17 protein-coding genes and 1 pseudogene are annotated in these 12,474 nt (G+C 53.3%); 9 read left to right on the top strand and 9 right to left on the bottom strand.

The genetic code is table 11. The features are described from left to right. A pseudogene (locus tag QWF21_RS04415) lies at positions 1–228 on the bottom strand (IS110 family transposase); the annotation flags it as partial. Positions 229–555: 327 nt separating this feature from the next. Between QWF21_RS04415 and QWF21_RS04410 the strand changes: the two are divergent. Beyond that, positions 556–813 (top strand): type II toxin-antitoxin system Phd/YefM family antitoxin, encoded by a 258-nt coding sequence (locus tag QWF21_RS04410; protein ID WP_000861987.1) that lies wholly within the window; start codon positions 556–558, stop codon positions 811–813. After that, entirely contained in the window at positions 801–1,103 is a 303-nt protein-coding gene (locus QWF21_RS04405; RefSeq protein WP_000229324.1) for a type II toxin-antitoxin system RelE/ParE family toxin, read from the top strand. The genes QWF21_RS04410 and QWF21_RS04405 overlap by 13 nt, the downstream gene beginning before the upstream one ends. Before the next feature lie 263 nt (positions 1,104–1,366). Here QWF21_RS04405 and QWF21_RS04400 read toward each other — a convergent pair whose 3' ends face one another. Further along, positions 1,367–1,624: a hypothetical protein gene (locus QWF21_RS04400; protein WP_330086823.1), complete on the bottom strand. Its 258-nt coding sequence runs from the start codon at positions 1,622–1,624 to the stop codon at positions 1,367–1,369. A gap of 437 nt (positions 1,625–2,061) precedes the next feature. Between QWF21_RS04400 and QWF21_RS04395 the strand changes: the two genes are divergently transcribed. Beyond that, on the top strand, positions 2,062–2,238 hold the full coding sequence (locus QWF21_RS04395) for a hypothetical protein (RefSeq protein ID WP_330086822.1): 177 nt from the start codon (positions 2,062–2,064) through the stop codon (positions 2,236–2,238). Here the strand turns inward: QWF21_RS04395 and tadA are convergent. Further along, complete coding sequence (gene tadA / locus QWF21_RS04390) at positions 2,205–2,717, bottom strand: tRNA adenosine(34) deaminase TadA (protein WP_330086821.1); 513 nt, start codon at positions 2,715–2,717, stop codon at positions 2,205–2,207. The two genes, QWF21_RS04395 and tadA, sit on opposite strands and share 34 nt — an antisense overlap. A 206-nt stretch (positions 2,718–2,923) precedes the next feature. Between tadA and QWF21_RS04385 the strand changes: the two genes are divergently transcribed. Then, a complete protein-coding gene (locus QWF21_RS04385) occupies positions 2,924–3,136 on the top strand; it encodes a hypothetical protein (protein WP_091345439.1) in 213 nt (70 codons plus the stop codon). Here QWF21_RS04385 and QWF21_RS04380 read toward each other — a convergent pair. Next, complete coding sequence (locus QWF21_RS04380) at positions 3,131–3,595, bottom strand: YaiI/YqxD family protein (protein ID WP_330086820.1); 465 nt, start codon at positions 3,593–3,595, stop codon at positions 3,131–3,133. The two genes, QWF21_RS04385 and QWF21_RS04380, sit on opposite strands and share 6 nt — an antisense overlap. Positions 3,596–3,689: 94 nt before the next feature. Here QWF21_RS04380 and QWF21_RS04375 point away from each other — a divergent pair, with 94 nt between their 5' ends. The 4 genes from QWF21_RS04375 (at position 3,690) to QWF21_RS04360 (ending at position 6,552) form a co-directional block, all read left to right on the top strand. Further along, positions 3,690–4,922: an RNA polymerase sigma factor gene (locus QWF21_RS04375; protein ID WP_407935258.1), complete on the top strand. Its 1,233-nt coding sequence runs from the start codon at positions 3,690–3,692 to the stop codon at positions 4,920–4,922. Between the two features lie 82 nt (positions 4,923–5,004). Further along, on the top strand, positions 5,005–5,826 hold the full coding sequence (locus QWF21_RS04370; protein ID WP_330086818.1) for a YciI family protein: 822 nt from the start codon (positions 5,005–5,007) through the stop codon (positions 5,824–5,826). A 1-nt stretch (position 5,827) separates the two neighbouring features. Then, a complete protein-coding gene (locus QWF21_RS04365) occupies positions 5,828–6,202 on the top strand; it encodes a YciI family protein (RefSeq protein WP_330086817.1) in 375 nt (124 codons plus the stop codon). Continuing rightward, positions 6,199–6,552 (top strand): DUF1428 domain-containing protein, encoded by a 354-nt coding sequence (locus tag QWF21_RS04360; protein ID WP_330086816.1) that lies wholly within the window; start codon positions 6,199–6,201, stop codon positions 6,550–6,552. The genes QWF21_RS04365 and QWF21_RS04360 overlap by 4 nt, the downstream gene beginning before the upstream one ends. A 39-nt stretch (positions 6,553–6,591) precedes the next feature. On the opposite strand, the gene QWF21_RS04355 is transcribed toward QWF21_RS04360, so the two are convergent. From QWF21_RS04355 to QWF21_RS04335, 5 genes are all read right to left on the bottom strand, one after another. Beyond that, entirely contained in the window at positions 6,592–7,353 is a 762-nt protein-coding gene (locus QWF21_RS04355; protein ID WP_330086815.1) for an ABC transporter permease, read from the bottom strand. Further along, positions 7,350–8,279: an ABC transporter ATP-binding protein gene (locus tag QWF21_RS04350; protein ID WP_330086814.1), complete on the bottom strand. Its 930-nt coding sequence runs from the start codon at positions 8,277–8,279 to the stop codon at positions 7,350–7,352. The genes QWF21_RS04355 and QWF21_RS04350 overlap by 4 nt, the downstream gene beginning before the upstream one ends. Positions 8,280–8,446: 167 nt before the next feature. Then, the gene (locus QWF21_RS04345; RefSeq protein WP_330086813.1) at positions 8,447–8,908 is read right to left on the bottom strand and encodes a carboxymuconolactone decarboxylase family protein; all 462 of its coding nucleotides are present in this window, start codon (positions 8,906–8,908) and stop codon (positions 8,447–8,449) included. Positions 8,909–8,957: 49 nt separating this feature from the next. Continuing rightward, a complete protein-coding gene (locus QWF21_RS04340; RefSeq protein WP_330086812.1) occupies positions 8,958–9,749 on the bottom strand; it encodes an AraC family transcriptional regulator in 792 nt (263 codons plus the stop codon). Between the two features lie 85 nt (positions 9,750–9,834). Then, positions 9,835–10,281, bottom strand: a complete 447-nt coding sequence (locus QWF21_RS04335; RefSeq protein WP_330086811.1) for a DUF2784 family protein — start codon at positions 10,279–10,281, stop codon at positions 9,835–9,837. 144 nt (positions 10,282–10,425) lie between these two features. On the opposite strand from QWF21_RS04335, the gene QWF21_RS04330 reads away from it, so the two are divergent. Further along, positions 10,426–12,450 (top strand): S9 family peptidase, encoded by a 2,025-nt coding sequence (locus QWF21_RS04330; RefSeq protein WP_330086810.1) that lies wholly within the window; start codon positions 10,426–10,428, stop codon positions 12,448–12,450. Positions 12,451–12,474: the final 24 nt, after the last annotated feature.

Raw genomic sequence — 12,474 nt, 5'->3', positions numbered from 1 at the left:
TAAATAGGCTTTCGCTTTGTCATTACCGCGCAGATACAGCACGGCGATTTCACCGAAGGCCCACTTCAGGTGGGCATTGCCAATTTTATTACCTTGAGTGCCATAGCTTTTACCTGCCGATTCGGCTTTGCATTTAATCAACCGGCTATAGGATGCAAAGTCCTGTACCGTGCTAAAGCGTGCGATGTCGCCGACTTCATAGAGGATCGTCAGCGCCAGAATTCGACAAAGAGCGGGCATGCAAATCAATTCCACAATAGTACGGATGTTGTGTAGTATAAAATCTCATTGGGTCTTCTCCTTTTTGGTTTCGTCGCCTTCCAGCTTAGCCAAATTGGTAAAGCTGGGGGAGAAGGCTCAATGATTATCAAACGCTTCAAGAGGGACTTCCAACGCGTGGCATTTTTATTATGCGTTGGTTTCGGTGGCTTCAGTATTATGCGGAAACTTGGTAGTCGCGTTGTCAGCCCCTTAAGCGGGCGTTGCCGTTTGAAAACTTGCCATGCTCAGAGTGATAGAATAGTATCACTTTAGTGTTTCTTTGGAGCAGCTCAAATGAAAGTAGAACTTGTGACGTCACTAAAACGGCAGGCCACTAAGATCCTTGCCGATCTTCATGATACGAAAGAGCCAGTATTGATAACTGAGCACGGAAAGCCGTCAGCTTACCTTATTGATGTAGACGATTATGAATTTATGCAAAATCGTTTAGCGATCCTCGAAGGCATTGCTCGTGGCGAGCGAGCTTTAGCGGATGGCAAAGTGGTCAGCCATCAAGATGCTAAGGACAGAATGTCAAAATGGTTGAAATAATTTGGACGGAGCCGGCTCTATCCGATCTGAATGATATTGCTGAATACATCGCACTTGAAAATGTCGTGGCTGCTAAACAACTGGTGCAAACCGTTTTTACAAAAGTTGAACGTTTGGCCGATTTTCCAGAGTCTGGGCGCGTCCCACCAGAACTAGAACACCTTAATTATCGTGAAGTAGTTGTAAATCCATGTCGTGTTTTCTACAAGTATGATGATGAAAAGGTTCGTATTCTTTTTGTTATGCGTGCGGAGCGAGATTTGCGTCGGTTAATGCTAACGAAACAGTAGGTTTGGTAAAAACGGCTAACGCATATGAGCCCACTCGGAGTCAATAGGTAAAACCGCTCTTCTGGCCGCGGTAGCGGCCAGGCCTTTGTCCATCAGCAAGATAGACTGCTTCATCTGTCATCATGGTTGCAGGCGATAGCCTGCAACAAACACATATCGGGGCTCTCTTATCTCATGCTCAATGAGTGCCTGCTCATTTCAGCTGGCCGGCCCAGAAAAGATAGGGTTTAGTTTTCATCTGTCCCGAATTGAAGCTGGGATAATCACATAAACATAAATGACAGGACTGCCGCGCCCAATATCAGATAAAAACAAATTATAATAGCTAACCAAATCAAACTGGCCTTAGCAAAATTTGCTTTACTGCGCTTTGTACCACCACCAAAAGCCCACACAAAAAGCAGAACGATTCCGACTATCGGAATCATTAACAAAAAAATTGTCAGCATCCAATCGCCAGTACTAACTTCATCATTGTTGATGAATTGGTTACTAGCTGCTTGCAGACTTTGATTTTCCATGGGTAGTTCCTTGTTGTTATTATCACATCTACAGAATATGTAACTTGCTATAGCAAGATTACGGTTCTGTCAAACCATACAAACGCTAACCAACTGTGTCAAACAGTATTTCTTGCGAATCTGCAGTCTAAATTCGGGTGGAAAATAAAATAGGCAAAGCTATGGGCAGGACGCTTTGAATCGTGCCTGATGCAGCAAGAGTACTATAGACTAACGCCGTAACCGGGCATTCATTCGCTAACCTTCGGGGCCAGCTCCCTAAGGTGAGGCAAACGCCAAGCCTTACAAGCAGCCAGCAGTAAAAAACAACCACTGACCAGCACGGAACTTGTTATACTGCCATCTTGTCTATACAGCAATAAGTGACCCAGCAACGCAGCTTTAGCGTAAAGTCACTACTACATACATAGACCCAATTTTCAGGCCAAGGAGGCCCTATGATTAAACGTAAAAAACCAGTGCAACTACGCAAACGACGCATTGTAAACGTCAGCTCTACCCGTCGTCGTATCAACCGCAGTATTGAAACCTTAAAGATGCATCGCCGCCGCCGCAACTTCCAGGCACAAAGCAATGCCCTTCAATCCGGCTCACCAGCCTGCTGCGACGCCTGATCCGCAGCCTGCTGCCGGGCTGCTTTTTTTTCCTGCCTTCTTTTTTGAAAAAACGCCGATAGCTGGGCGCTGCACGCTTCTGCCAGCACACCGCCAGTTACCTCCAACTGATGATTGAGCTGTGGATGACGCACCAAATCCATCACGGAGCCAGCAGCACCGGTCTTGTAATCGCTGGCCCCAAACACCAGGCGCTTGATACGGCTATGTACCAGCATGCCAGCGCACATGCTGCAGGGCTCCAGCGTGACGTACAGGGTGGTATCGAGCAGCCGATAATTGCCAAGGGCAGTAGCCGCCTCACGCACGGCCTGCATTTCGGCATGGGCAGAAGGATCGCTTTGGCTGATCATCTGATTCCAGCCTTCACCCAGAATCTGTCCATCCTGCACCAGCACAGCCCCTACCGGCACCTCACCTTGTTGCTCGGCACGCTCAGCCAGCAGCATCGCATGCCGCATCCAGTCTTCGTCGGTCATCTTTGTTTACATTTTGCGGTGATTTTACGCTTTAGTTTATCATCAGCAGGTGGTAAAACAGACTAAAATATTGCGATATCGACGAACTCACACTAACGCAAAGTGTAGCAGGACATTGATTTTATTATATTTTCAGTTCTGGTATCTTTTTTGCTTTACTTGTAAGTATACAGATTCGTCGAATTAAACAACATGGAGCAACACAGATGGGACCTTTTGAAATTGCAGCCATTGCCATCATTGGCGGCCTGGCTTACTCGGCCTATGAAACCTACAGCAAAAACAAACACCGCACCAACAAAGCCGATGTACAAGCATTGGAAGACGAAATTAAGCGGCTGAAAGAGCGGGTCAGCACGTTAGAAAGCATTGTTACCGACAAATCCTACCAATTAAAAGAGCAAATCAACCGGCTATAACGCCGGTTTGCTGCGCTGGTAGCGGTTTAAAATGGTATCCAGTTCGGCAGCGAATGCTTTGCGATCGCTTTGACTTAAGCTGGCCGGCCCACCGGTATGAATGCCGCTGCTGCGCATGGTGTCCATAAAATCACGCATGGTCAGCTTTTGCGCGATGGTGTCCTGCCGGTACAACTCGCCACGCGGATTCAGCGCCTGCCCCTGTTTTGCCAGCACTTCAGCGGCCAGTGGAATATCGCCGGTGATCACCAGATCGCCAGGCGAGACCCGCCGCACAATTTCATTGTCGGCCACATCAAAGCCCTGCTCTACCCGCAACGAACGAATATAAGGCGACGCCGGTACCCGCAGCGATTGATTGGCCACCAGCGTCAGCTGGATTTTGGTGCGCTCCGCCGCCCGGTACAAAATATCTTTAATGACCGCAGGGCAAGCGTCGGCATCGACCCAAATCTGCATGGTTACTCCTCGTTTAGGCACATCAGTGCTGGCTAATTTGACAGCACGGACTGGCTGATGCAGCATTTTAGCTCAATTTGCCTTGCTACAGGAAATCCAGGTGCCAACCCCATCGCTGGAGCAATTGTATCAACAACAGGCCCGGCAGGTGCTGGCCACCTTAATCCGCTTGCTCGGCGAGTTTGAGCTGGCCGAAGAAGCCACGCAGGAGGCATTTTATGCCGCCATGCAGCAATGGCCGACCGACGGCTGGCCGGATAACCCTGTAGCCTGGCTGATTACCACCGGCAGGCGCAAGGGCATCGACCAGATCCGCCGCCGCCAGACCGCCCGCCAGTTTGCCGCGGCCCAGCAGCCCTTGCTGGAGGAAGCAGAGCCTAAGCTGGAAAGTAACGATATCCAGGACGACCAATTGCGGCTGATGTTCACCTGCTGCCACCCGGCGTTATCTGCCGATGCCAGGCTGGCGTTAACCTTGCGAGAGCTGTGCGGCCTGACCACCGAGCAAGTGGCCGCGGCTTTGCTGCAACAACCAACCACCCTGGCGCAGCGGATTGTGCGGGCCAAACAGAAAATTAAAGCCGCCGCCATCCCCTATGAAATTCCAACCGCCAAAGAACTGCCAGCCCGGCTGCAGTCGGTGTTGCAGGTGATTTACCTGATTTTTAATGAAGGTTACTCCAGCAGCAGCGGCGATCAGCTGCTCGATAGCCGGCTGGCCGATGAAGCCATCCGGCTCGGCCGTCAGTTGGCCCAGTTGTTGCCAGAGCCGGAGGTGCATGGCCTGTTGGCACTGATGCTGCTGCAACATGCCCGGCAGCATGCGCGGCAAGATAGCCATGGCGACTTGATTACGTTGGAGCAGCAGGATCGATCGCTTTGGTTAGAGCCGCTGATCAGCGAAGGTCTGCATTGGTTGCAACTGGCTTTACGCCAAGGTCCGGCTGGCATCTATGGCTTGCAGGCAGCCATTGCCGCAGTGCATGCCGAAGCAAAAAGCTTTGCCAGCACCGACTGGCAACAAATTCAGGGACTGTACCAGTTGCTGTATCAGCAATGGCCCTCCCCGGTGGTGGCGTTAAACCGGGCGGTCGCCATCGCCATGTGTCAGGGGCCTGAGGCTGGTCTGCGCGAACTCGACGCCCTGAGCAGCCACAAAGCCATCCAGAATTACCATCTGTACCATGCCGCCCAAGCCGACTTGCACCGCCGTGCCGGCCACATGGCGGCTGCCCGCACCGCCTATCAGCGTGCCCTGGCCCTGGTGCAGCAGGAACCTGAACGGCGCTTTTTGCAGCAACAACTCAAAACCCTGACGGACGAATAATTTTTTGCATCGCCTGTCGAAATCGGTGGTATCGGCACGACTTAGGGGTAAGTCCACCACTTAAAGCCTGACAGGAGTTGTTATGCACTACATCATTATCCGCAAAGCCGATACCGCCACCGAGCGTGGCGAGCTGCCCTCCAATGACGTCTTAAGCGCCATGGCCGATTACAACAACCATTTGCTAAAAGCCGGCGTCTTTGTCTCCGGCCAGGGGCTGCGCCCGAGCAGCGAAGGCTGTCGTCTGCATATCCAGCCAGAGGATGTCGTGCTAAGCGACGGCCCCTTTACTGAAAGCAAGGAGCTGATCGCCGGTTTTACCGTTATTAAAGCCAATAGCCTGGAAGAAGCACGGGCCTGGGCCAGCCAATGGCCAAAAGAAGACGCAGGTGCCCAACTGGAAGTGCGCCGCTTTTTCGAGCTCAGCGATTTTGAGCCTGGCAGCGGCCTGGCCAAGCATCAACAGATGGCAGCACAGATGGAGCGCCTGCCAGTAAGCATGGCCAGCTACTTAACCTTCCCCGGCACCTGCCGGGAGGCCATGCAGCGCTATGCCGAGCTGCTGGGTGGTGAAATCGAGCTGTTGCTGCCGTTTAAAGACAGCCCGATGGCAGGCGATGTGCCTGTCGACTGGCAAGACAACATCATGCACGCCCGGCTCAACATCGGCGGACGCATCCTGATGGGCTCGGATGCGACCCCTGGCCAGTACCAGGCCCCCCAGGGGATCTCCGTCCAGCTGGAATTTGATACGGTAGCAAAAGCACAAACGCTGTTTCAGGCACTGGCACAAAGCGGCCAGGTATTAATGCCATTCGGCCCGACCTTCTGGGCCAAAGGCTTTGGCATGCTGACCGATCGCTTTGGCATCGGCTGGATCATCAATTGCGACCAAGGAGACTAAGATGAACTACCTGGCACTGGTGTATTACCAGGAGCAACAAATCGAAGCCATGACCGAACAGGAGTGGCATGACTTAAACCAAAAGTGCATTCGCTGCGTGGAAGGACTGAGCCAAAGCGGCCACTTTATCGCCGGCCAGGCGCTGCAGCCTACCCGCCAGGCCACCACGATACGGGTGCGCGATGGTGAAACCCTGATCACCGATGGCCCTTTTGCTGAAACCAAAGAGCAACTGGCGGGCTTTTATTTGCTGGAAGCCCGGGATCTGAATGAAGCCATTCAACTGGCCAGCAAGATCCCGCCGGCACAACTTGGCAGTGTGGAGATCCGACCCATCCGCCAACTCCCCCCTAAAGATGAAGGAGCTTTGTCATGAACTACGTAGATGGTTTTGCTGCAGCAATCCCTGCAGCCAATAAAGAACAGTACATTCAACACGCCCGTGCGGCTGCCCAGGTCTTCAAAGAACACGGCGCTTTGAGACTGGTGGAGTGCTGGGGCGATGATGTGCCGGAAGGGGTGCTGACATCTTTTCCCAAAGCCGTGCAATGCAAAGAGGACGAAGTGGTGGCCTTTTCCTGGATCCTCTGGCCTTCCAAGGAAGTACGCAACAGCGCCATGCCAAAAGTGATGGCCGACCCACGGCTGCAGCAAGACACCAATCCGATGCCCTTTGACGGCAAACGGCTGATTTACGGTGGCTTTCAAATGGTGGTGGATGAGTAATAAGACCAGGCCAGCCTTGGCTGGCCTACCCTAACCAGACTAGACCTTCACTTTGTAACCAGTTTTAAAAATCCAGCCAATCACCAGCAAAAAGCTCAGCATAAACAGCAGAATCATGCTTAAACTAACAACCACATTCACATCCGATACGCCGTAAAAACTCCAGCGAAAACCACTGACCAGATAGACCACCGGATTAAACAAGGTGACCTTCTGCCAGAACTCCGGCAGCATGCTGATGGAGTAAAAGGTACCTCCTAAAAAGGCCAACGGGGTTACCACCATCAACGGCACCACCTGCAGCTTTTCAAAGCCATCGGCCAGCAAGCCAATAATAAAACCAAGCAAACTAAAGGTAATGCAGGTGAGCAGCAAAAACAGCAGCATCCAGCCAGGGTGCATAATGCTGTAATCGACAAAAAACCGGGCGGTCAGCAGAATAATGCCGCCTAAGATCATCGATTTGGTGGCAGCCGCTCCGACATAGCCGAGCACAATTTCCACCGCCGATACCGGCGCTGACAGCACTTCATAAATCGACCCCGACCATTTGGGCATGTAAATACCAAACGAAGCGTTCGAGGTGCTTTCAGTCAGTACCGTCAGCATAATCAGGCCAGGAATAATGAAGGCGCCATAGCTCACCCCATCGATCGACACCATGGCCGAGCCAATGGCCGCGCCAAACACAATGAAATAGAGCGACGTTGAAAGCACCGGGGAGGCAATGCTTTGCAAGGGCGTACGCCAGGTGCGTGCCAGCTCAGATAAATAAATGGCTTTCACCGCATACCAATTCATAGCGCTTCCTCCAATAAACTGACAAAAATTTGCTCCAGCGTGCGTTGTTTGGTGTGGACATCTCTTAGCTCCAACCGGGCCCGCTCGATGGCGCCGAGCATTTCGGTGACATGGTTGTGATCGCTGCCCCCATCGTAGGTGTAGGTCAGCATCAGGCCATCTTCCGATAAATCCAGCTGGTAGGCCGCCAGGCTATCGGGTACTTGCGGCAACGGCTGTTGCAGTTGCAGCATCAGCTGTTTTTGCCCAAGCCGGGTCATCAGTTGCTGTTTTTCTTCCACCAGCAGCACCTCGCCACGGCTGATAATGCCGATCCGATCGGCTATCTCTTCGGCTTCCTCAATGTAGTGGGTGGTTAGAATGATGGTCACCCCCTGCTGGCGCAGCTGTTCTACCAAACGCCACATATCGCGCCGCAGCTCCACATCCACCCCTGCGGTTGGCTCATCCAGAAACAGTACCTCCGGCTCGTGCGCCAGCGCCTTGGCAATCAGCAAACGCCGCTTCATGCCACCGGACAGTTCCATCACCTTGCTGTCGCGCTTCTCCCACAGCGACAGTGACTGCAGCACCGATTGCAGATAGGCATCGTTGCGGGCTTTGCCGAACATACCCCGGCTGAACACCACCGAATTCCAGACGGTTTCAAACATGCTGACCACCAGCTCCTGCGGCACCAGACCAATGCGTTGCCGGCTTTGCCGGTAGTCTTTGATCACATCAAATCCCGCGACCCGCACCGAGCCGGAGCCCGGATTGACCAAACCACAAATGATGCTGATTAAAGTGGTTTTGCCCGCGCCATTCGGCCCCAGTAAAGCCAGGATTTCTCCCTGTTTGATCTGCAGATTTACGTCTTTCAGTGCTTGATGGCCAGATTTGTAGGCCTTATTGAGGTTCTCTACCTCGACAATGTAGTGACTCACGCTGCTTCCTTTTTCGTCATGGTGGATGGTATTTACTCAGTCGTTTGGACGCTAAGCCATTCGACAAGGGTGGCGAATGGCTCAGCATCGCACTGTAAAACCTCAAGTTAGATTGAGGTCAAGCACTTTTTACTACTTAAGACGCTGAACGGAACTGCCTAGCGCTGTTATCGCGGTGGGATCCTGGCGTAAAAACTAATGGCGATGCGATTCCAGCCATTTATCTCTATCGTCAGCGCCGTCAGACTGGCCAGCTCTTCGGCAGAAAACTGCTGGTTTGCCTGTTGATAGACAGCTTCAGAGACTTCCTTTGCATCGGCCAGCAAGGTCAGGCTTTCCGCCCAGTTCAATGCGGCTTGTTCCCGCATGCTAAATAACTCTGTTTCACGCCAGGCAGCCAGCAAGTCCAGACGCAACTGGGCTTCACCTTCCTTTCTGGCTTCTGCTGCATGCAGCTGCATGCAAAAAGCACAGCCATTGAGCTGGGACACCCTCAGCTTAACCAGATGCACCAGGGGGGCTTCCAGCGCCTGGGCCGCCGCTTCACCCAGCGCCAGCAGGCTTTTCATCAGCTGTGGTTGCAGTTGATACAGTTGTGCGGTTGATAACCGGCTTGCAGATGCAGACATAGCATGTTCTCCTTAGTTTTTTATGCCGCTGCAGCTTAGCCCGTCTGACTTAGTCAGCCTTGTATAATTGCGACAACTTACGCTGCCGGTACTGACCAGGGCTTTGACCGCTGTACCGGCGAAACTGATGGACAAAATGGGCCTGGTCGTAATAGCCCAGCCCCACAGCGATATCGGTTAGGTTCTGCTCTGGGCAGCTCCTGAGCAGATAGCGCGCTCGCTTTAGCCGCTGCCATTGGTAAAACTGGCCGGGTGATACCCCCACTTGCAGCTGGAACTGGCGCTCCAACGTGCGGCGCCCTACCCCTTGTTGTTGCAGCAAGCTGCGAATTTCCTGCTGCGCTTGCAAGCCGGCCTGCTGCCAAAGTTGCACCACGCCAATCTGCGGTGCCCGGAGCCGCCATTGCTGCAAGAAAAAGCGATCCAGTGCCGACGCATAATGAGGAGTACTTTCTGCCAGTTGGGCACACAAAGTGGCAAAGACTGGCTCCTTGGTGAGCCAGGCACTGCTTTGCTGCCCAAGCTCCTGCATGGAAAAGCCAAATAAAGCGTAAAAACCACCGGGGGTGAAGCGGATCCCAAAACACTCACCAGGCTGCCAGGCTGGACGGCTCTGCGCTGTGTGATAACTTAAAGCACAAGCCTGAATGCTGCCTTGCTGCAGCGGCAAAGTCAGTGTTGTGCCGCCATCCGGATAGATGCGGTGCAATTGTGGCCCGCTTTGGGGGTGCAACAGGTAATAACACTCCAGCCAGGGACGAAGAGGAATTGCTGGCAACCAGCTGCGCCAGCCAAGTTGGGCTTGTTGTGCCTGACTAAATCCAAATGGATGAAAGGACATTGCGCGCTCCCGGGTGAATAAAGCAGCGAGGTGCTTTCAAACAACGCTGACGAAAATCTTAGCACAGGCAGACAAGACACAGTTGTTACGGCTTGTTACCCAATTGCAAACTTTTCCAACGCTGCACAATACGAGGCGGCAGCCAGTACCAGCTGAGCAACAGCAACAGAAAGAACAGCGAGTAGCCCAGGGTAAAGATCCAGCCGGGTGCATCGTAGTAAATCAGGTTGGAGACCCAGTACTCGATGAAGGAAACATCAAAACCTTCTTGCCCGGCTGCCCGGCGCAAGTCAACCTCCCAGTAGGTCAGCGGGCAATAACGGCCGCGCAGGCTTTGCACCAGCACTACGGCCACCACCGCCAGTTGCATCAGGCGAAAAGTACTATTGCGCACCCAGCCCCAGCCGCGCCAACCGCCGATCAAAGTGAGCAGCAAGCCGCCCAGCACAAAAAGCACGATCAAGCCGTGCACCACCAGGACAATATCTACCAGCAAGGCCGGGGCTGGCACCCGTTCATACCAGGGGTTCATTGGATAAAGTGTATCACAACAGTACTAAAATCCGTCCGAAGCCAACACAGCTGCGACCAGTGTCGGCTAAGCACAGTGTCTGTGCTAGTATACTTGGCGATGCAAAATAATACCTATACCAAGATCAACCAAGGAGACAAACCTGTGAGAAAACTAGGTATCCTGCTGCTGTGCTGGTTGCTGCCGCTGTCGGCAGTGTTAGCTGAGCAAAAACTACTCAGTGCCGAGCTCATCTGGGAGCTGAAGCGAATTGGTGCCCCGGTGATTTCGCCCAAGGGTGAGCACATTGTTGCACCAGTGACCAGTTTTGATGTGCCGGCCGATCAAGGCAACACCCAACTGTGGTGGTTCGCTGCTGATGGCTCCAGCAAGCGACCCATTACCGCTGAAGGCTTGCGTGTTAGCGAAGCCACCTTTTCACCGGATGGCAGCACCCTGGCCTTTATCAGCCAACGCCATAAAGACGATGCCGGCCAGATTTACCTGCTGCCAATGAATCGTCCGGGTGAGGCCCAGCGCCTGACCGAAGTACCCACTGGTGTTTATGGCATCAAATGGGTTGGCCAGCATCTGTATTTCATCAGCCGTATCTTTCCGGAGCAGAGCTGGGATGAAATAAGCGCTCAGCTTAAAGCCGATAAAGACAATAAAACCTCGGCCCGTCAGTGGAATGCGCTGCCTTACTCGCATTTTGACCACTGGCTGGATGAGCGCCGTCAGGCCCATGTGTTTCGTATTCCTGCCGCCGGTGGCGAAGTAGAAGCCATCACCCAACCGCTGGGAATTGAGTTACCACGCTCCAGCCAGGGATCGGGCAGCTACGACATTGACCCATCCGAGCGTTACATCGCCTTTACCGCCAACGGCTGGGACAACCAGGTCGATGCCAAAATCGATATTTTCCTGGCCCGGATTGGCGGCAGCGAAGCCGAAAACCTGACCGCTGGCAACGAAGCACCGGATGCCAACCCGCAGTTTAGCCCGGATGGCAAAACCCTGGCCTTTGCCCGCCAGCGCATTCACGGTTTTTATGCCGATACTGCCAACCTGGTGTTGCTGGATCTGGCCCGTCGCAATGAGCGCGAAATTACCACCAACTGGGATCGCTCGGTGTCCAACTTCAGCTGGACTCATGACAGCCGTGGTTTCTATGCCGCCATTGATGATGCCGGTACCTCACGGATTTACCACATCAATGCCCGTAATGGTAATGTCCGCGCTGTGACGGCAGCTACCAACTTTGGTCGTCCGGCCATAGCCAGCAATGGTACCTTGGTGGCCACCAACGAAAGCTTCCTGTACCCGGCACGCCTGGTGCGGATCAACCCACGCAACGGCAACCTGACCCGACTGGACAGCTTTAACGATGAGGTGCTGGCCGATGTCGATATGGGTACCTATGAGTCCGTCACTTACCAGGGCCACAACGGTCAAGACATTCAAATGTGGGTGCATTACCCGCCTGGTTTTGACCGCAGCAAAAAATACCCGCTGTTTTTGCTGATCCACGGTGGTCCGCACAACGCCATTACCGATGGTTTCCATTACCGCTGGAATGCCCAGACGTTCTCTTCCTGGGGCTATGTCACCGCCTGGCCTAACTTCCACGGCTCCAGCGGCTTTGGCCAGGACTTTGCCGACAGCATCAACCCGGATTGGAAAACAGCCCCACTGTACGATGTACTGCGCGCTGCCGACTGGTTCAAAGAAAAAGACTGGATCGACAACGAGCGTATGGTGGCCGGTGGCGCCAGCTATGGCGGTTACTTAAGCTCCATCATTCTGGGCCAGGAGCATCCGTTTAATGCGCTGCTGATCCATGCTGCGGTCTACAACATGTACTCACAGATGTCGGCCGACTTTGCCGTGCACTCCACCCGCTTTGGCCATTACTGGGACAACCCGGAGATTTACAAGTCCATTTCACCGCACTACTTTGCCGGTAACTTCAACACCCCCACCCTGGTGATCCACGGTCAGCTTGACTATCGTGTGCCGGTGGGTCAGGGCTTTGAGTTGTTCCGTACCCTGCAAAGCCGTGGTGTCGAGTCGCGGATGATCTACTTCCCGGATGAAAACCACTGGATCTTAAAGCCAAACAATTCCATTTACTGGTACAATCAGGTCAAAGACTGGATGACGCGTTTTGCCGAGCCAGGCCCGCGTTAATGCGATATAAGTAATGAAGGCGGC

It is taken from the genome of Alkalimonas mucilaginosa, assembly GCF_036327005.1.
In the GTDB taxonomy this organism is placed as follows: domain Bacteria; phylum Pseudomonadota; class Gammaproteobacteria; order Enterobacterales; family Alteromonadaceae; genus Alkalimonas; species Alkalimonas mucilaginosa.
The sequence above is the reverse complement of the archived record's forward strand: the minus strand, read 5'-3'. Positions and strand labels throughout refer to the sequence as shown.